This is a genomic window from Sphaerotilus sp. (assembly GCF_031429695.1).
In the GTDB taxonomy this organism is placed as follows: Bacteria; Pseudomonadota; Gammaproteobacteria; order Burkholderiales; family Burkholderiaceae_C; genus Sphaerotilus.
The window spans coordinates 59,916-78,149 of record NZ_JANPAB010000030.1; the positions used below are offsets into that span (position 1 = coordinate 59,916).

17 protein-coding genes are annotated in these 18,234 nt (G+C 68.8%); 2 read left to right on the top strand and 15 right to left on the bottom strand.

What is annotated here, in order from left to right:
- Positions 1 to 11 precede the first annotated feature (11 nt).
- Entirely contained in the window at positions 12 to 1,220 is a 1,209-nt protein-coding gene (locus tag RMP06_RS05920; protein ID WP_310460849.1) for an MBL fold metallo-hydrolase, read from the top strand.
- A gap of 11 nt (positions 1,221 to 1,231) precedes the next feature.
- On the opposite strand, the gene RMP06_RS05925 is transcribed toward RMP06_RS05920, so the two are convergent.
- From RMP06_RS05925 to RMP06_RS05995, 15 genes are all read right to left on the bottom strand, one after another.
- The gene (locus RMP06_RS05925; RefSeq protein WP_310460850.1) at positions 1,232 to 2,017 is read right to left on the bottom strand and encodes an SDR family oxidoreductase; all 786 of its coding nucleotides are present in this window, start codon (positions 2,015 to 2,017) and stop codon (positions 1,232 to 1,234) included.
- A gap of 13 nt (positions 2,018 to 2,030) precedes the next feature.
- The gene (locus RMP06_RS05930; protein WP_310460851.1) at positions 2,031 to 2,681 is read right to left on the bottom strand and encodes a nucleoside/nucleotide kinase family protein; all 651 of its coding nucleotides are present in this window, start codon (positions 2,679 to 2,681) and stop codon (positions 2,031 to 2,033) included.
- Between the two features lie 36 nt (positions 2,682 to 2,717).
- Complete coding sequence (locus RMP06_RS05935; RefSeq protein WP_310460852.1) at positions 2,718 to 6,464, bottom strand: EAL domain-containing protein; 3,747 nt, start codon at positions 6,462 to 6,464, stop codon at positions 2,718 to 2,720.
- A complete protein-coding gene (locus tag RMP06_RS05940) occupies positions 6,442 to 6,879 on the bottom strand; it encodes a hypothetical protein (RefSeq protein WP_310460853.1) in 438 nt (145 codons plus the stop codon). Before RMP06_RS05940 ends, RMP06_RS05935 begins: the two co-directional genes overlap by 23 nt.
- Before the next feature lie 88 nt (positions 6,880 to 6,967).
- The gene (locus RMP06_RS05945; RefSeq protein ID WP_310460854.1) at positions 6,968 to 7,609 is read right to left on the bottom strand and encodes a response regulator; all 642 of its coding nucleotides are present in this window, start codon (positions 7,607 to 7,609) and stop codon (positions 6,968 to 6,970) included.
- Positions 7,606 to 10,104: a PAS domain-containing sensor histidine kinase gene (locus RMP06_RS05950; protein ID WP_310460855.1), complete on the bottom strand. Its 2,499-nt coding sequence runs from the start codon at positions 10,102 to 10,104 to the stop codon at positions 7,606 to 7,608. The genes RMP06_RS05945 and RMP06_RS05950 overlap by 4 nt, the downstream gene beginning before the upstream one ends.
- A 10-nt stretch (positions 10,105 to 10,114) precedes the next feature.
- On the bottom strand, positions 10,115 to 10,711 hold the full coding sequence (locus RMP06_RS05955) for a malonic semialdehyde reductase (protein ID WP_310460856.1): 597 nt from the start codon (positions 10,709 to 10,711) through the stop codon (positions 10,115 to 10,117).
- Positions 10,712 to 10,744: 33 nt separating this feature from the next.
- On the bottom strand, positions 10,745 to 12,004 hold the full coding sequence (gene phoR / locus RMP06_RS05960; protein ID WP_310460857.1) for a phosphate regulon sensor histidine kinase PhoR: 1,260 nt from the start codon (positions 12,002 to 12,004) through the stop codon (positions 10,745 to 10,747).
- Positions 12,001 to 12,717, bottom strand: a complete 717-nt coding sequence (phoB, locus tag RMP06_RS05965) for a phosphate regulon transcriptional regulator PhoB (protein ID WP_310460858.1) — start codon at positions 12,715 to 12,717, stop codon at positions 12,001 to 12,003. The genes phoR and phoB overlap by 4 nt, the downstream gene beginning before the upstream one ends.
- Positions 12,718 to 12,735: 18 nt before the next feature.
- Positions 12,736 to 13,437, bottom strand: coding sequence for a phosphate signaling complex protein PhoU (gene phoU / locus RMP06_RS05970; RefSeq protein ID WP_310460859.1), 702 nt, complete (start codon positions 13,435 to 13,437; stop codon positions 12,736 to 12,738).
- Positions 13,438 to 13,477: 40 nt separating this feature from the next.
- Positions 13,478 to 14,275 carry a phosphate ABC transporter ATP-binding protein PstB gene (gene pstB, locus RMP06_RS05975; protein ID WP_310460860.1) on the bottom strand — a complete coding sequence of 266 codons (798 nt, stop codon included), beginning with the start codon at positions 14,273 to 14,275 and terminating at the stop codon, positions 13,478 to 13,480.
- Positions 14,276 to 14,289: 14 nt separating this feature from the next.
- Complete coding sequence (gene pstA, locus RMP06_RS05980; RefSeq protein ID WP_310460861.1) at positions 14,290 to 15,231, bottom strand: phosphate ABC transporter permease PstA; 942 nt, start codon at positions 15,229 to 15,231, stop codon at positions 14,290 to 14,292.
- Positions 15,232 to 15,253: 22 nt separating this feature from the next.
- Positions 15,254 to 16,231: a phosphate ABC transporter permease subunit PstC gene (gene pstC, locus RMP06_RS05985; RefSeq protein ID WP_310460862.1), complete on the bottom strand. Its 978-nt coding sequence runs from the start codon at positions 16,229 to 16,231 to the stop codon at positions 15,254 to 15,256.
- Between the two features lie 16 nt (positions 16,232 to 16,247).
- The gene (locus RMP06_RS05990; RefSeq protein ID WP_310460863.1) at positions 16,248 to 17,246 is read right to left on the bottom strand and encodes a PstS family phosphate ABC transporter substrate-binding protein; all 999 of its coding nucleotides are present in this window, start codon (positions 17,244 to 17,246) and stop codon (positions 16,248 to 16,250) included.
- A gap of 96 nt (positions 17,247 to 17,342) precedes the next feature.
- On the bottom strand, positions 17,343 to 17,738 hold the full coding sequence (locus tag RMP06_RS05995) for a winged helix-turn-helix domain-containing protein (protein ID WP_310460864.1): 396 nt from the start codon (positions 17,736 to 17,738) through the stop codon (positions 17,343 to 17,345).
- A gap of 133 nt (positions 17,739 to 17,871) precedes the next feature.
- Here RMP06_RS05995 and RMP06_RS06000 point away from each other — a divergent pair, with 133 nt between their 5' ends.
- Positions 17,872 to 18,210 carry an ArsR/SmtB family transcription factor gene (locus RMP06_RS06000; protein WP_310460865.1) on the top strand — a complete coding sequence of 113 codons (339 nt, stop codon included), beginning with the start codon at positions 17,872 to 17,874 and terminating at the stop codon, positions 18,208 to 18,210.
- Positions 18,211 to 18,234: the final 24 nt, after the last annotated feature.

The following is an 18,234-nucleotide window of genomic DNA, read 5'->3' on the forward strand; positions in this document are numbered from 1 at the left end:
AGGAGTCCCCCATGTTCCGCATCGAAATGCTGCCCGCCGCCCACGGCGACTGCCTGTGGATCGAGCATGGCGACGCGGCCCACCCCCGGCGCCTGCTGATCGACGGCGGGCCGAGCCGCACCTACGCCGCCCTGCGCGCCAGGGTGCTGCAGGTACCCACTGCGGAGCGGCGCTTCGATGCACTGGTCATCACGCACATCGACGCCGACCACATCGAAGGCGTGGTCCGCCTGCTGCAGGATGCCGAAGCGCTGGGCTGCACCTTCGACCGGATCTGGTTCAACGGCCGCGACCAGCTCGACCAGGTGCCGGACCCCGCCGGCCAACCGCTGGGCGCCCTGCAGGGTGAACTGCTCGGCCTGCTCATCGCCGACTACGAACGCCGCACCGGCACCACGGTCTGGAATGTCGGCTGGCCCGACCGGCTGGCGGCGATCGACCGGGCAGACGGACGCCTGCCCAGCGTCGATTTCGGACCGGGCGGGTGCCGGCTGACGCTGCTGTCGCCCGACCACCGCCGCCTGCTCGCACTGAAGGACACCTGGCGCAGGGCGCTGGAGGAAGCCGGCATCGCGTCCGGCGACGAAACCGCCTTGCGCCTGCGGCTGGCGGCCTCGCCCCACCTTCGACCGCTCGGTGATGGGCTGGGCGCGGATGGCGCAGGGCCGGAAACGGTGGAAGAACCACCAGTCGCCGCCCCGGAGGCCGAACTGGATGACGCGCTGGGCGGCGCGGGTGAAGCCGGCTCCGCCTTCGGCAGCGATGCCAGCGAAGCCAACGGCAGCAGCATCGCGCTGTTGCTGGAATACCCCAGCGAGCGCCCCACCGTGCGCCTGCTGCTGGCTGGCGACGCCTGGGCCTCGGTGCTGGAGGCCTCGATCGGCTGCCTGTCGTCGTCCGCGCACGGCGAGCGTCTCACGCTCACTGGCTTCAAGCTGCCGCACCACGGCAGCGTGCGCAATCTCACCGCGAAGTTGCTGCGCGCCATCGACAGCGCACGCTATCTCGTGTCGACCAGCGGCGCCGTGTTCGGCCACCCGAACGCCCGGGCCATCGACCTGGTGCTGGCCGAACACCCTGGCCCGGCGGCACCGCAACTGCTGTTCAATTACCGGCGTGCGACCACCACGCCGTGGGCTGCGCCCGAGCGGCAGCAGGCCGAGCACTTCGTGGCCATCTACCCGCCGGCCGCAGCGCAGCCGACCGTGCTGGCGCTGTAAAGCAGCCGGACTCAGACGCTCGGGATCACTCCACCGTCGACACGAACCACCGACCCGGTCACGTACGACGCCCGCGCGCTCGCCAGAAACGCGACCACATCCGCGTATTCCTGCACATCGCCCACACGCCCCATCGGGATCGCCGCGGTGCTGTCGGCCTGCACCTGCGCAAGATCCTTGCCCTGCCGCTGCGCGGCCATCTCGTCGAGGAACTGGATGCGGTCGGTGGCGATGCGGCCGGGCACGACGATGTTGGCGGTGATGCCGTCACGCGCCACTTCGCGGGCCAGCGTCTTCGACCAGCCCACCAGCGACAGCCGCAGCGCGTTCGACATCGCCAGGTTCGCGATCGGCGCGACCACGCCCGACGAGGTGCTGGTGACGATGCGGCCCCAGCGCTGCGTGCGCATGCCGGGCAGCACGCGGTCCGTCACCGCGATCACGCTCAGCACCATCGCCTGGAACTGCGCCAGCCAGCGCTCGGGCGACTGGCCGGCGGCCGTGCTCGGGGGCGGTCCCCCGGTGTTGTTGACCAGGATCTCGACCGGACCGAAACGCGCCTCGATCTCGGCGATGTTCGGTTCGATCTGCGCCAGATCGGCCAGATCCCAGGTGAGCGCCAGCGCCTGGCCTCCGGCGGACTCGATCTCGGCCACGAGGGTGGTCAGCCGGTCCGTGCGCCGGGCCGCCACGGCCACGCGGGCGCCCTCGGCAGCCAGTGTGCGGGCGATGGCCGCGCCGAGCCCGCTGCTGGCGCCCAGCACGAGCGCCGTCTTGTTCTTCAGTCCCAGATCCATCGGATGCTCCGGTTCACCACGCGATGACGCGATCGGCCCGCGCCCGCGTCGATTCGATCAGCCGGGCGTTCGGCTCGTCGGTCGAGGCCACCCAGGCACGGGCCGCCTCGGCGCTGCGGCCGAACTGCACATGGCGGGCGATCAGGCGCTCCAGCCGCAGCGCAGGATCGACGTCCACGTACCACGCAGCATCCAGCAAGGCGCGCACGCCGCCCCACGCCCCCAGCCGCGGGTCGTCCAGCAGCAGGTAGTTGCCCTCGGTGATGACCAGCCGGGTTTCGGCAAACACGGGAATCGCGCCAGCGACCGGCTCCTCGATCTCGCGGCGGAACTCGGGTGCCAGCACGGTCTCGCCCGCTGGCTGATCGCGCAGGCGGCGCAGCAGCGCGACGAAACCGGCACTGTCGAAGGTGTCGGGCGCGCCCTTGCGTGCGGCCCGGCCAAGGCGGGCCAGTTCGACATTGGCGAGGTGGTAGCCGTCCATCGGCACCACCTGCGCCGTGCCCGGGTGGCGCGCCTCCCAGGCCGCGAGCAGCGCGGCGGCGAAGGTGGACTTGCCCGCCCCCGGCGGGCCGATCAGGCCGATCAGCACACGCCGTCGCCCATCGGCGAACAGCGCGTCAAGGTGGTCGAGACAGGCGACAGGGACGGTGGGGATTTGCATGGCCCGATTGTCGGCGAACCGGGCGGGCTGCCGAGGTCACAGGGTTTCGCAGCGCTTGTACCAAAGCCGGATCCACTCCGGCAACGCTTCCGCCGGCATCGGACGGCCAATGAAAAACCCCTGCGCGATGTCACAACCGGCGGCGCGCACGAAATCCCAGTCGGCCCGGTCCTCCACGCCCTCGGCCACCGCAGTCATGTCGAGCTGGTGCGCCATCTCCAGGCTGGCGGTGAAGATGGCGCGCTGGGTGGCGTGGTCACGGTTGCCATGCACGAAGCCGCGGTCGATCTTGAGTTCATCGAAGGGGATGTCGCGCAACTGCGCCAGCGACGAATGGCCGGTGCCGAAGTCGTCGATCGACAGGCCGATGTGCTTGAGCCGCAGCCGGGTGAGGATGTCCATCGGCACCCGGGCGTCGCGTGTCAGGCGCGACTCGGTCACCTCCAGCATCAGGTCGGCCAGCGGCACGCCGTGGTGCGTGGCCTCGCGCAGCACGAACTCCGGGAAGTCCAGCCGCGCCAGGTTGTCCATCGAGACGTTGACCGCCACCCGCAGCGCCATGCCCGCCGCCCGCCAGCGCCGGGCCTGGGCCAGCGCCTGCGACAGCACGTTGCGGGTGAGCGCGTCGATCTGGCCGCTGGATTCGGTCACGGCGATGAAGCTGTCGGGATACAGCAGACCTTCGGTCGGATGCCGCCAGCGCACCAGCGCTTCCACGCCGACCACCGAACCGTCGGACAGCGCCACCTTGGGCTGGTAGTGCAGCACCAGCTCGTTGCCACGCAGGGCACGCTCGATCTCTTCCGGCCGGCGCGTGCGGGCCGCCCGGTGGATCTGCGCCGGCACGAACCCGCGCCAGCGTGCCACCAGATCGCTCAGGATGGCCGACGGCACCGGCTTGTGCAGGTGGCTCAGGACATGGAGCTGGTAGGCGCTGGCGAGCTTGGCCGCCGTCTCCAGCACGCGGGTGTCGGCGCCGCTGATCAGCGCCAGCGCACCGGCGTAGTGCTGCTCGGCCAGGTGGCGCATGAACTCGACCCCGTCCATGCCCGGCATGTTCAGGTCGAGCAGCAACAGCATGGCCGATGTGTCGCGCCCGCGCAGCCGCTGCAAGGCCGCGGCACCGGACGTGCAGGACTGCACCAGCGGGACGCCCAGCGTGGCGAGCTGGCGCTGCAGCACCTGCAACTGGAACGGATCGTCGTCCACGAGCATCAGCTCGGGCTCGGCGCCGCAGAGCAATGGGGTGTCCCGCACCGCCGGTTCGTCGTCCAGACGCGCCACCAGCAGCGCCAGCTCGCTCTCGAAGCGCTGCAGCAGGGCCATGACCGCCACGCCGTCACCCGCCGCGCCAGCCTGTTCCAGTCCGGCGCAGCATCCCCCCAGCGCCATCGCCCCGATGGCACGGGCCGACGACACCAGACGGTGTCCCAGCGCGCCCACCTGTGACCAGTCGGTGCGGGCCACCGCCGTGCGCAGCACCTGGGCCGTGGCCCGCGTCGAGGCGAGGAAGTCACGCCGGAAACTGGCCAGCAGCACCGGATCGTCCCCGATGAGCTGCGCCAGCGCCGTGCTGTCGAACACCGGCAGCAGCGGGATCTCGGCGGGCAGTGGCCCAGCCGCAGCCACCTCGGGTAGACCGGTCAGCCAGCGCGCCAGCGTCGCGCCGAGCTGGTCGAGCTGCACCGGCTTGCTGAGGTAGTCGTCCATGCCGGCGGCGCGGCAGCGCTCGGCCTCGCCGCTCAGGGCGTTGGCGGTCAGCGCGATGATGGGCAGCCGCTGGCCGGGCAGTTCCTCGCGCCGCACGGCGCTGGCGAGTTCATAGCCATCCATGCCGGGCATGTGCAGGTCGGTCAGCAGCAGGGCGTAGCGTCCGCTGCGGGCGCGTTCCAGCGCATCCAGCCCGTTGCCGGCCACCTCGGCCGCCAGCCCGAGCAGTGAAAGCTGGCGGCGGATCACCTTCTGGTTGATGTCGTTGTCCTCGGCCACCAGCACCAGGCGGCCCTGCAGGCCAGTCTCGCCCTGGTCGGGCGCCAGTGCACTGCCCAGCGGCACGCTGGCGGCGAGGTCCATCGGTTCCGGCACGAGCCGGCTGGCGGCCAGCGCCACCGCCTTGAGCAGCGCGGCGCGGTGCAACGCATCGTGGTCGAGCACCACCAGCCCGGGGCCGAGCACCCGCGGGTTGCGGCGCTGGCCCGGCGCAAGCCAGACCCAGCGCAGCCCCGGCGCCCCCACCTCCTCGCGCAGCCGGTCCAGCGTGGTGTCCAGCGGCTCGCGGGTCTGGTCGGTCTGGCACAGCACGACGGTCGAGCGGTCCGGCGGCAACCCGGTCAGCGCCTGCCGCAGAGGGTCCAGCGCCGGCCAGCACTGCACCTGAGCGCCCGCGCCCGCCAGATAGGCACACCAGTCCCGGGCCTGCTGCGCGTCCCCCAGCACGATGTGGCAATGCAACCCCGACAGGTCATTCACCCGCTCGGCCGCCGCCAGCAACTGCCCCGGCACCGTGTCGCACCGGTGCATCGGCAGGGTCACCGTGAACACGGCGCCCTCCCCCGGCTGGCTCTCGACACCGATCTCGCCACCAAAGGCGCTCGCCAGACGGCGGCAGATGGACAGCCCGAGGCCGGTCCCGCCATAGCGGCGCGAGGTGCTGCCTTCGGCCTGCTCGAACGGATCGAAGATCCGGGTCTGGGCCGACAGCGGCAGTCCGACCCCGTTGTCGCACACCTGCAGGCGAAATCGGTCCACGCCGTGGGCCTCGACACGCACCCGCACCTGGCCGGGTCGTTCGATTCCCGCCGAGAACTTGATGGCATTGCCCACCAGGTTGTTGAGGATCTGACGCAGCCGCACTGCGTCGCTGCTGATCCAGTCGGGCAGCGTCGGATCGACGAACACCTGCAGCGCCACGCGCCGGGCCGCCGCCACCGGCTGCAGCGTGTCGCACACCCCTTCGGCCAGCCGCAGCAGCGCGACGGGCTCCGATTCCAGCGCCAGATGCCCCGCCTCGATCTTCGAGAAATCGAGGATGCCATCCAGAATACCCAGCAGCGCGAAGGCCGAGTCGCGGATCGTGTCGGCCAGATCGGACTGGTAGGGCGTGAGGCTAGACTGCCGCAGCACATCGACGATGCCGACCACGCCGTTCATCGGCGTGCGGATCTCGTGGCTCATGGTGGCCAGGAAGGCGCTCTTGGCCTCGTTGGCCGCTTCGGCGGCCTGCTTGGCCAGCGCCAGTTCGGCCGTGCGGCGGGCCACCCGGTCTTCGAGGTGGTGGAGGTGCAGATCCAGCGCCTGGGCCTGGCGCCAGCTCACCATCCAGTGGGCCGCCGCCCGGCCGAGATCGACCAGGATGCCGCGCTGCGCCTCGGTGAGGCGGCGTGGCTCGCGGTCGAGGATGCACAGCGTGCCGATCTTGTGGCCGTCGATGTCGATCGGCACCCCGGCGTAGAAACGCAGATTCGGTTCCCCGGTGACCAGCGGGTTGTCGGCGAACCGCTCGTCCAGCGTCGTGTCGGGCACCTCGAACACCGTGTCGCCAAGGATGGTGTAACCGCACAACCCCGTGGCACGGTCAGTCTGCGTGACGGGCAGCCCCAGAACGGCCTTGAACCATTGGCGGCCCGCATCGACCAGACTGACCATGGAGATCGGACAATCCAGCGCCAGCGCGGCACTGCGCACCAGCCCATCCAGCACTGGGTCGGCCGGGCTGTCGAGCACGTTCAGCCCATGCAGGGTGCGCAGACGCGCGGCTTCATCAAGAGGCTTCGGTGCCGGCATCATTTGCAGCTTTCATCTTGTTCTTGTGCCAGTGTCGCAACACGGCTTCCAGGTCAGCCCAGGCCCGCACCACCTGGTGACCGGGCACGGTGCGCGCACACACGTCGAACAGCAGCACCTCGGTGACCGGCGCCACGCGGGCCAGGTGGCGCACCACGATCGGCGCGAAGGCGTCGTCCACCGACAGGTCCAGCAGCAGCAAGTCGGCGGGTTTGCGCATGGAACACAAAAGCGCGTCCACCACCGAATCGGCCGACTCGACCAGCGCGCCCGGCACGGCACGGGCCAGTACCTCGCGCACCAGCGCATGCCGGCTCGACACGCCGACGACCATCAGCACCCGACAGGGCAAGGTGGCAGGCGCCGGGTCACCGGGATCGGACGGCCGCGCGAATTCCAAAAGGGTCTGGGGCATGCCATGACTCTAGGCGGGCGGCCCGTCACGGTCTGTGGGGAGTTCTGGATGCGTGGTGGCGGGAACCCGCGTCAACGCTGGAACAAAGTCACGGCTCGGCGGCATCGATCAGGCCGGCCCGGATGGCCAGCCGCACCAGCGCGGGCACATCCGCCACGGCGAGCTTGCCCATCAGGCGGCTGCGGTAGGAGTCCACCGTCTTGGACGACAGGTGCAGCAGCGCACCGATTTCGGTGCTCGACCGCCCGCGCACCACCAGCTCGGCGATCTGCCGCTCGCGCACCGACAAGGCATCGACCGCAGAGGACTCGTCGCGGGCCGTCAGGCCCTGCACGGCCAGATCGGCCACCTCGGGGCTGAGGTGGCGGCGGCCCTGCAGCACGGTGTCGATCGCGCCCATCAGTTCCGCCGACGACGACCCCTTGAGCACGTAGCCCGCCGCACCCAGCCGCATCGCCTCGGCCACATGCCGGGGCTGGGCCGACATGGTCAGCACGATGGTGCGGGTTGGCAGGCGGCGCCGCTGCAGCTCGGTGAGCAGCTCCAGCCCGGAGCGTTCGCCCAGGTGCAGATCAAGCAGCAACAGCGCGGGCACGAGCCGCTGCAGTTCCGCCAGCGCCAGCGTCGGATCCCCCGTTTCACCGACGATCCGGTGGCCGCCAGCCTGCAGCACGGCGCGCAGACCATCGCGCATCATGGCGTGGTCGTCCACCAGATAGACATCCGTCACGGCGCAGGCCCCTCCCAGTGCATGGAAACCTCGGTGCCACGGCCACTGCCAATCCCAGGGCCAATGCCGTGTGACACAGCAAAACGCGCGCCAATGGCAATGGCCCGTTCGCGCATGCCGACGATGCCGAGGTGCCCGGGCCGGCCGTGCAGCATCGGCGCCGGAATGCCTCGACCATCGTCGATCACGCACAGGTCGAGTCCCCCGTGCCCGGTCGGCGCCGACAGCAGCACGCGGATCAGGCTTGCGCCAGCGTGCTGGCGGGCATTGGCGATGGCCTCTCGTGCCACCATGAAGAAGCCGTATTCCACATCCGCCGGCCAGCGCCCCGCTACCACGTCATCGCCCGCTTCGACCAGCACGTCCGCCCCGTTGTCGATGCCGACACCGGGCAGCACCCGCGAGCGGATCTCGTTGTCGATCGCGGCGGCCAGCCCTTGCTCCTCCAGCAGCGGCGGGCGCAGGTCGGCCAGAACCTGCCGCACTTCGCGCACCGCCTGGTCGAGCATCTGCGCGATGCGGTCGCAGGCGAGGTGCAGGCCTTCTGGCATCGTCGCCCCAAAGGAGGTGTGGGCCGCGTCCAGGTGGAGGCGGACCACGGCCAGGGTCTGCCCGACCTGGTCGTGCAGCGACTGCGCCACGCGCTGGGTGGTCTCCTTTTCCTGCTCCAGCAAACGCCGGGTCAGCTCGGCCAGCTCCATCTGGTAGGTCAGCACGGCCTTCTCCGACGCACGCCGCACGGTGATGTCCCGCAGCACCTGCACGTGGCGCTGCGCGTCCAGCGACCGCATGCTGACCTCGGCCGGAAACTGCGTGCCATCGCGGCGCCGGTGTTCCCATTCGTCGAGGTGGGTACCACCCGCCGGCAGCCGCAGCATCTCGCTATCGAGCCGCGCACGTTCCTGGTCGGCCAGCAGGTCCGGCAGCGACAGCCGCAGCAACTCGTCGTGCGCGTAACCCAGCATGGCCAGCGCCTGGGGGTTAGCGTCGAGGATGCGCAGCGTGCGGTCGATCAGCAGGACACCGTCGGCCAGTTGTTCGAACACCAGGCGCCGGTAGGCCTCGGACTCGCGCAGCGCCTCCTCGGCACGTCGGCGCTCGGTGATGTCGAAGGTGGTGCCGGCCATGTAGGTGGCCCGGCCCTGCGCGTCCCACACCGCCTGGCCATGCGTGCGGAACCAGTGCCACGAACCGTCGGCATGGCGCAGGCGGAACTCCAGGCCGTACGGCACCCGCTGGCTCAGATGCGCCGTCAGGGCGTGCCGGAAACGCGACAGGTCGTCCGGATGCAGGCAGCTCTCCAGGTGCTGCAGGCTGCCCTCCGGGGATGGCGCGGTCTGCCCCAGACCTTGCCAGAATTCAGTGGCCACGATCAGTTCCCTGGTCTCTGCACTCCAGTCCCACACCTGCCCCTGGCGCGCCGCCAGCCGGTAGCGCAACTCGCTGACCTGCAGGGCACGTTCGGCGGACTTGCGGGCCGTGATGTCGGTGAAATAGATCGACAGGCCCTCTGGCGACGGGTAGATGCGGTTCTCGAACCAGCGGTCCCAGGGCTTGAAATGCTCCTCCAGCACAACAGGCTGCTGGGTGCGCATCGCCTGCTCGTAGGCCCGGTGAAACGGCTGGCCGATCCCCTCGGGAAACTCGATCCAGATGTTGCGGCCGATCAGGTCATCCGGGTGCTCTCGGCCCAGCAGGCGCGCAGCCTGCAGGTTGAGGTAGGTGTAGCGCCAGTCCTGGTCGAGCGCGACGAATCCGTCGTCCACCCGCGCCAGCACGTCACGCAACACGTCCCGCGCCTGGCTGGCCTCGGCCAGCGCCGCCTGCCGCTGCTGCGCCAGCTCGCTGCGTTCGGTGATGTCCCGGGAGATGCCGAACAGGCCCGTCACCTGCCCGCTGGCATCGCGCAGCGGTCCCTTGGTGGCGAGAAAGGTCATGCGGCCCTGAACGGTGTCGAGCACTTCCTCGAAGGTCTCCGGCCGGTCCTGCTGCATGACCTGCTGGTCATTGGCGCGGACCATCGCCGCCTGGTCGGCCGGAAAGACGGCGGTGTCGTCCAACCCGATCACCTGGTCCACCTCCAGTCCCGCCAGGCGGGCAGCCGCCCGGTTGAACAACTGGTAGCGGCCCTCGCGGTCCTTGGCGAAGATGGCGTCCGGCGAGCCTTCGGCCAGTGCCTGCAGCAGGGCCTGCGACTGCTGGTGGTGCTGCCAGACGGCCCGCTCGCGGTCGAACGCGCGGTGCAGGCGCTCGACACCCCGCGCCATCAGGCCGTAGAGCAACACCGCAGTGACTCCCACGAACCCCCAGCCCTTGACCAAGCCGGCCAGCACCCGCTGCTCCGGGTCTGCCAGCAGCAGCGCCACCACGGAGTCGGACAGACCGATCCACAGCGCCGAAACAACAACGTACCAGCCCACCACCCGCCGGACGTCGGCGAACGATTGCCTGCGGGCGTCCGAGTCGGTGGGAGACGGTGCTGGCACGGTGTTCATGGAATCCCCTTCAGAGGATGCGGGCCGCCGTGTCGAAGTCCAGACGCGGTCCGCGCGGACGGTTGCCAGCCGGATCGGCATGACCCAGATTGACCAGCAGATACGACTGGAAGCGCCCGTCCGGGAAAAACGCCGCGTCCACCTTGGCGCGGTCGAATCCACCCATCGGACCGACGCCCAGACCGAGCATCCGCGCCGCCAGGATCAGGTAGCCGCCCTGCAGCGTGCCGCTGATCCGGCCAGTTTCAGCGGCCATGGCCGGGTTGTCGGCAAATCGCTGGGCAGCCCCGGCACCGCCGGACGGGAACTGCGTTGGCAGGTGGGTGTGGAACGCGGTGTCGATGGCGAGGATGGCCGTCACCGGCGCGGCCATCGTCTTGTCCACGTTGCCGGGCGACAGCGTTGGCTGCAGCAGTGCCTTGGCCTCGGCGCCACGCACGAACACCAGCCGCATCGGCTGGCAGTTCATCGAGGTCGGGCCGAACTTGCAGAGGCCGTAAAGGGCGTGCAGCACCGCGTCGGTGACGGGCTGCGCAGTGAAGGCATTGGCCGTGTGGGCCTCGAAAAACGTCTGGTCGAGTGCGGTGGAATCGAGCGGTGTGGTCATCAGGCAGCGTCCAGTCAATGGAAGCCGCCGAGATTACAGGTTCCGGCCAATTCCCCACATGCCCAAGGGGCCTTCGCGAACCCGAAAAGCCGGCAGCACCACCCGGAACACCGAGCCCTTGCCCGGCACGCTGTCGATCAGCAGTTCGCCGTCGTGGCGCTGCACCACATGCTTGACGATCGCCAGCCCCAGCCCCGTGCCGCCGGTCTCGCGCGAACGGCTGCTGTCCACGCGGTAGAAGCGCTCGGTCAGGCGGGGGATGTGCTCGCGCTCGATGCCCGTACCGGTGTCGGTGACCCGGAACTCACCCGTCCCGTCCGGCCGCACCGACCATTGCGCCGTCACGCGACCACCGGCCGGGGTGTAGCGCAGCGCGTTGCTCACCAAGTTCCAGAACGCGCTGAACAGCTCGGACTCGATCCCGCCCAATTGCGCCGGACTGCCGGATTGCAGCTCGAAATGGTGCTGATCCCGGTCCGAGGCGCGGGCACTGATCTCGATCTGCGCCAGCAACTCTCCCACGTCGGTCCAGGTGTCGGGCAGTGGCCGCGGCGCGCCTTCGATCTGCGCCAGCGCCAGCAGATCGGTGACGAGGTTGCGCATGCGGTCGGTCTGCTGGCGCATCAGGGCGAGCACCCGCTGACGCTCGGAACCGGTCAGCGGCAGATCCGCCAAGGTTTCGATGAAGCCGGCCAGCACGGTCAGCGGACTGCGGATCTCGTGCGAGACGTTGGCGACGAAGTCGCGGCGCATCCGGTCGCTGCGCTCGCGCACGGTGATGTCCTGGGACAGGACGAGCTTCAGCGCATCACCATAGGGCCGCACCGTGACGGACAGCATCGCCTCGCCCCGCGGACTCGGAAAGCTCACGCCCTCGTCAAACCGCTCCGCCTGCAGGTACTCGACAAACGCGGGCGAGCGCACGAGGTTGGTCACCCGCTGGTCGCGGTCGCGCTGCACGTCGAGCCCGAAATGGCCCGCCGCGGTCTGGTTGATCCACTGCAACTGGTCCTGCGCGTCGAGCAGCAGGATGCCGTTGGGTGATGCGTCGATGGCGGTGAGAAAGGTCGCCAGCCGATGCGCGTGTTCGGCCTGCCGGACATCCGCGGCGCGCAAGGCCCGTTCAACCCGCTCCCCGATCTCGCCGAGCGTGCCCGGCAGATCGGGCGCGTCCTTGTCGCCCATGCCGGACGCCGTCCAGCGCAGCAGCACGCGCTGGCGCCGCCACATCTGCGAGGCCGCCACCGTGGCGCCAAACGCCAGCAGCAGGCTCAGCACCAGGGCGATGGTCATGCAGCGGCCTGGCTGGTGGCACCGGTGGCCGTCGGCCGGGCCAGCCGATAACCCGCACCACGCACCGTCTCGATCAGGTCCGAGCAGCCGACCGGCGCCAGCGCAGCCCGCAGGCGCTTGATGTGGACATCGACCGTGCGTTCCTCGATGAACACATGGTCGCCCCAGACGCGGTCGAGCAACTGGCTGCGGCTGTGGACCCGTTCCGGGTGCGTCATCAGGAAACGCAGCAGGCGGAACTCGGTCGGGCCGAGCGCGACCTCCTCGTGGCCGTGCCAGACGCGGCGCGTGGCCGGGTCGAGCCGGATCGGGCCAGCGTCGACCGGCGTGTCCAGCGCCTCAGGCAGCTTGCGGCGCAGCACCGCCCGGATGCGCGCCAGCAGCTCGCCGGGCGAGAACGGCTTGGTCAGGTAGTCGTCCGCCCCCGCATCCAGCCCCTGGATCAGGTCGCGCTCTTCGGAGCGGGCGGTGAGCATGATGATCGGCAGCTCCCGGGTGCGCACGTCACCGCGCCAGCGCCTCGCCAGCGACACACCCGACTCGCCCGGCAGCATCCAGTCCAGGATGACCAGCTCCGGCAGTTGCTCCGTCACCAGCCGCACGGCGGCATCGGCCGTGCCGGCGACCCGCACGTCATGGCCCTCGTAGCGCAGGTTCAGCGCAATCAGCTCGGCGATGGCCGGCTCGTCCTCGACGATCAGGATGCGTCCCATGGTGGGCCTCTGCGGAAGTTACTGGATAGCCGTCTCGACGCTGTCGAGCGGCGAGTGGCGCACGTCGGCGCCCTTGACGATGTAGATCACCTGCTCGGCGATGTTCTTGGCGTGGTCGCCGACGCGCTCGATCGCCTTGACGACGAACACGAGGTCGATGCTGGCGGAAATGGTCCGCGGGTCTTCCATCATGTAGGTGATGAGCTTGCGCATCAGGCCGTCGAACTCGGCGTCGATCTCGTTGTCCTGCTTGATGACCTGCAGCGCCTGCGACGCATCCAGTCGCGCAAAGGCACCGAGCGCCCGGCGCAGCGAGGTGGTGGCCAGCGCCGCCTCGAACGACACGTCGGCCACCGGCAGGCGGCTGGACATGCCCGTGGTCATCAGGCGCTGCACGGTGCGGGCGATGCGCGCCGCCTCGTCGCCGACACGCTCCAGGTTGCCGATGGTCTTGGACGTGGCGATCAGCAGGCGCAGGTCGCGGGCAGTCGGCTGGCGCCGGGCGATGATGGTCGAGAGATCGCGGTCCATGTCGATCTCCATCTGGTTGACCCGGTGCTCCTGGCGGATGACCTGGTCGGCGGTTTCGTGGCTGAAGTGGGTCAGCGCGTAGACGGCTTGCGCGACCTGGGCTTCGACCAGACCGCCCATTTCGAGCACGCGGGTGGAGATGCCGCTGAGTTCGGCGTCGAACTGCGTGGAAAGGTGCTTGTCGCTCATGGGGTGTCCTGGAAGGCGTGGATCCGAAGGCGGCGCGGACTCAACCGAAACGGCCGGTGATGTAGTCCTCGGTTTCCTTGCGCCTGGGCTTCATGAAGATGTCCTGGGTCGCGCCGTACTCGATGAGTTCGCCGATGTACATGTAGGCGGTGTAATCCGACACGCGGGCGGCCTGCTGCATGTTGTGGGTGACGATGAGGATGGTCACCTTGTGCTTGATCTCGCCGATCAGCTCCTCGATCGCGCCGGTGGCGATCGGGTCGAGCGCCGAAGTCGGCTCGTCGAACAGGAGGATTTCCGGGTCGGTCGCCAGGGCGCGGGCGATGCACAGGCGCTGCTGCTGGCCGCCGGACATGGCGGACGCCAGATCGTGCAGCCGGTCCTTGGCCTCGTTCCACAGCGCCGCGCTCTTCAGCGCCGCCTCGACCTTGTCGTCGAGGTAGCTGCGCGATTTCTCGCCCCGCACCCGCAGCCCGTAGGCCACGTTCTCGTAGATCGACTTCGGGAACGGATTCGGCTTCTGGAACACCATCGACACGCGCATGCGCACCTCGATCGGATCGACGTTCCGGTCGAGCACGTCGATGTTGTCCGGATAGAGGTGGATGCCGCCGCCACCGTAGCGGTGGCCCGGGTACAGGTCGTGCATCCGGTTGAAGCAGCGCAGGTAGGTCGATTTGCCGCAGCCGCTGGGGCCGATCAGCGCGGTGACCTTGTGCTCGTAGACGGGCATCGAGATGCCTTTGAGCGCCTGGAAGTCGCCGTAGTAGAAGTCGAGTTGCTTCGATTCGGCCTTGAGCGTCGGGGCGTTGTCGGGCAGGGTGATGGTCGAGGCCATGGAGGGTTTCCTGGTTACCACTTGATGTTCTTGCGCAGGCGGTAGCGCAGCCAGATGGCCACGCCGTTCATGCCCAGCGTCATGAAGACGAGCACGAAGCTCGCGGCGGCGGCGTTCTGGTGGAAGGCGGGGTCGGGGCGCGAAGTCCAGTTGAAGATCTGGATCGGCATCACCGTGAACGGCGAGAACAGCCAGTCGAACAGGCCCGCGACATGGCCCGCTTCGTCGGCCGTGAACGGCACCGGCGGCAGGAAGGCGATGAAGGTCAGCGCGCCGATGGTGATGATCGGGGCGGTCTCGCCGATGGCGCGCGACAGGCCGATGATCACGCCGGTCAGGATGCCGGGCGTGCTGTAGGGCAGCAGGTGGTCGCTGACAACCTGCCACTGCGACGCGCCGCAGCCATACGCCGCCTCGCGCACATGCTGCGGAATCGCCCGCAAGGCTTCGCGGGTGGTGGTGATGACGATCGGCAGGATCAGCAGCGCCAGCGTCAGCCCCGCCGTCAGGATCGACTGGCCCAGCCCGAAGGTGTAGACGAACAGCCCGAGCGCCAGCAGCCCGTAGATGATCGATGGCACGCCCGCCAGGTTGGTGATGTTCAGCTCGATCACGTCGGTGAACCAGTTCTTGCGGGCGTATTCCTCCAGGTACACCGCCCCGGCGATGCCCAGCGGCACGGCCACCAGCGCGGTCAGCACCATCACCAGGATCGAGCCGACCCAGGCCGACAGGATTCCCGCCTGCCCTGCGCGGCGCGAGGGGAAGTGGGTGAAGAAATCCGCGTCCAGCCGACCGAAGCCGGTGAGCGCCATGTCGGTGAACAGCGCCACCAGCGTCAGGATGCCGACCGCCAGTGCGGCCAGCCCGAGCAGGCCGAACAGCATGTCCCAGCGCTTGTGCTTGCGGATCAGGGCGCGCAGGCTGGCCAGATCGGTCTTGCGTGTGTGTTCCATGGGGAGATCCTCAGTCCGTAACTCAGTACGCTTCGCGGAAGCGACGGCGCAGCCAGTAGCCCGCCAGGTTGAACACCAGCGTCACGGCCATCAGCGTCAGGCCGGCGGCGAAGATGGTCTGGTAGCCGATGCTGCCGTGCGGCAGGTCACCGAGCGCCACCTGCACGATGTACGAGGTGATGGTCGCGGCGGGCTGGGTCGGATCGAGCGTGAGGTTGGGCTGCATCCCGGCAGCCACCGCCAGGATCATGGTCTCGCCCACTGCCCGGGAGATGCCCAGGATGTAGGCCGCCGCGATGCCCGACAGCGCCGCCGGCACGACCACCGTCACGGCGGTCTGCAGCCGCGTGGCGCCCATGGCGTAGGAGCCTTCGCGCAGGCTCATCGGCACCGAGCGCATCGCGTCCTCCGACAGCGACGAGATGTACGGGATGATCATGATCCCCATCACGATGCCGGCCGACAGCACGTTGAAACCCGGCAGCTCCGGGAACACCTTCTGCAGCAGCGGCGTCACGAACAGCAGCGCGAAGTAGCCGTAGATGATGGTCGGGATGCCCGAGAGCAGCTCCAGCATCGGCTTGAGCGTTTCCCGGGTCTTGTGGCCGGCGAACTCGGACAGGTAGATGGCGATCACCGTACCGAGCGGGATGGCGATCAGCAGCGCGACGACCGAGCTGGTGAGCGTGCCCGACAGCAGCACGCCGATGCCGAAGTGCGCGTCCGAGAACAGCGGCGTCCACTGCGTGTCGGTCAGGAAATCGACGATCGACACGGCCTGGAAGAACACCAGCGATTCCTTGACCAGCACGTAGACGATGCCCAGCGTGGTGAAGACCGACACGCAGGCCGCCGCCAGCAACACCAGCTCGATGGCCTTCTCGCGGCGCTGGCGCTTGGCCTTGGATGCCGCGTATTCGGCCAGTTTCGCCGCCCCCGAGAGGGCCGGCACGGAGGTCACGTTCATCACGTCATCCGGGGTTGCTGAGGTGGCAGACATGCGCGGTCTCCGGCGCTTACTTGGCTTCGCGCGCCTGCAGCGCCTCGATCGTCACGCCGACTTCGGCGACACCACCGAACACGGTGCCCTTCTTGCCCTTGGCGAGGTGCTCCAGGTTGGTGATGTACGCCTTCGGGGGCAGCGGCACGTACTTCACTTCCTTGGCGATCTTCGGGCCGGCCTTCATGTAGTACTCGACGAACTCCTTCACCTCCGGCTTGGCCAGCGACTTGGCGTTGACGTAGATGAAGATCGGGCGGGCCAGCGGCTGGTAGGAGCCGTCGATCACGGTCTGTTCGCTCGGCAGCACGCCCGGCTTGCCCGCCTTCTCGACGATCGGCACCGCCTTGAGCTTGGCGGTGTTCTCGGCGTAGTAGGCGTAGCCGAAGTAGCCGAGCGCGTTCACGTCGTTGGCCACACCGGTGACCAGCACGTTGTCGTCTTCGGATGCGGTGAAGTCACCGCGGCTGGCCTTGGCCTTGCCGTTGATGGCTTCGGTGAAGTAGTCGAAGGTGCCCGAATCGGCGCCCGCGCCGAACAGCTTGATCGGCGCCTTCGGCCACGCGGGGTTCACCTGGTCCCAGGTCATGACCTTGCCTTGCGCGGCCGGCTCCCACATCGTCTTCAGCTCGGCGACGGTGATCTGTTTCAGGAAGGTGTTCTTCGGGTTGATGACCACGGTCAGCGCATCGAACGCCACCGGCAGCTCGAAATACTCGACGCCCGCGGCCTTGCAGTCGGCGATTTCCTTGGTCAGGATCGGCCGCGAGGCGCCGGAGATGTCGGTCTCGTCGCGGCAGAATTTCTTGAAACCGCCACCCGTGCCCGAGATGCCGACGGTGACCTTGATGGCACCCTTCTTCATCTTCTGGAAGTCCTCGGCCACGCCTTCGGTGATCGGGAACACGGTGGACGAGCCGTCGATCTTGATGACCTGCGCCTGCGCCACGCAGGGCAGCACGCCAGCAGCGGTCACGAGGGCGGCGACGGTGGCCAGTTGGGTCAGCTTGTTCATCAGAGGTTCTCCTGGGGAGACGAATCGTTGTGGGACTCGGGCCAATGTAGGCAGAAGCTGTGAAAGTTTCGTGACACCCGGCGTCACGGATCCGCATCACGACCCGGCACTGAAGCGGTAGCCGATGCCGCGCACGGTGCGGATGACATCACCCGCCCCGGCGTCTTCGAGGCAGCGGCGCAGTCGCTTGATGTTCTGGTCCACGGTGCGGGCATCGACCTCGCTGCCCTCGCCCCAGACCGCGTCGAGGATCTGCCGCCGCTCGACGGCATGGTCCGGTCGCGCCATCAGGCACTGCAGCAGCTTCAGTTCCACCGGGGCCAGTTCGACCGGCGTGGTGCGCCCGTGGCGGTGGACGGTGATCAGGTGCCGCTCGGCGTCGATCTCGATCGGGCCGGCGCGCAGGCACCGCGTGTCATGTGCCGTGTGCGCCGAGAGCCACTCGCGAACCACCGCGTCGTCGACCAACATCACCACCATGCGCATCGCCATCGCTTCACCTCTTCACCGACCAGAAGCCGCCATGGTCGTGCTGACATGTGACAGTGTTTTGACAAGGAGGGGCCACCTTGAAATAAATCCACTATTCCAATAAAGTGGAAACATGGAATCAACCAGCGAAACAATGCAAGAATCCGCCGCTATCGCCGCGCTGGCCGCACTGGCTCAAACGATGCGGCTGCGCGTCTTTCGGGCCTTGATTGGCGCCGGGCCGGACGGCATGACACCGAGTGCGCTCGGCGTGCTGCTCGACGTGCCGGCCTCGACGCTGTCGTTCCACCTGAAGGAGCTGATGCACGCCGGACTCGTCACCCAGGAGCGCGACGGCCGCAACCTCATCTACCGCGCCGCGATGGCGCAGATGAACGCGCTGCTCGACTACCTCACCGCGCACTGCTGCGAAGGCGCAGCCACCGCCTGCGCCACGACCGCCCCACCCGACTGCGGCACCACCTGCCGCTGATCACCCGACCCAAGCCATCCCCAC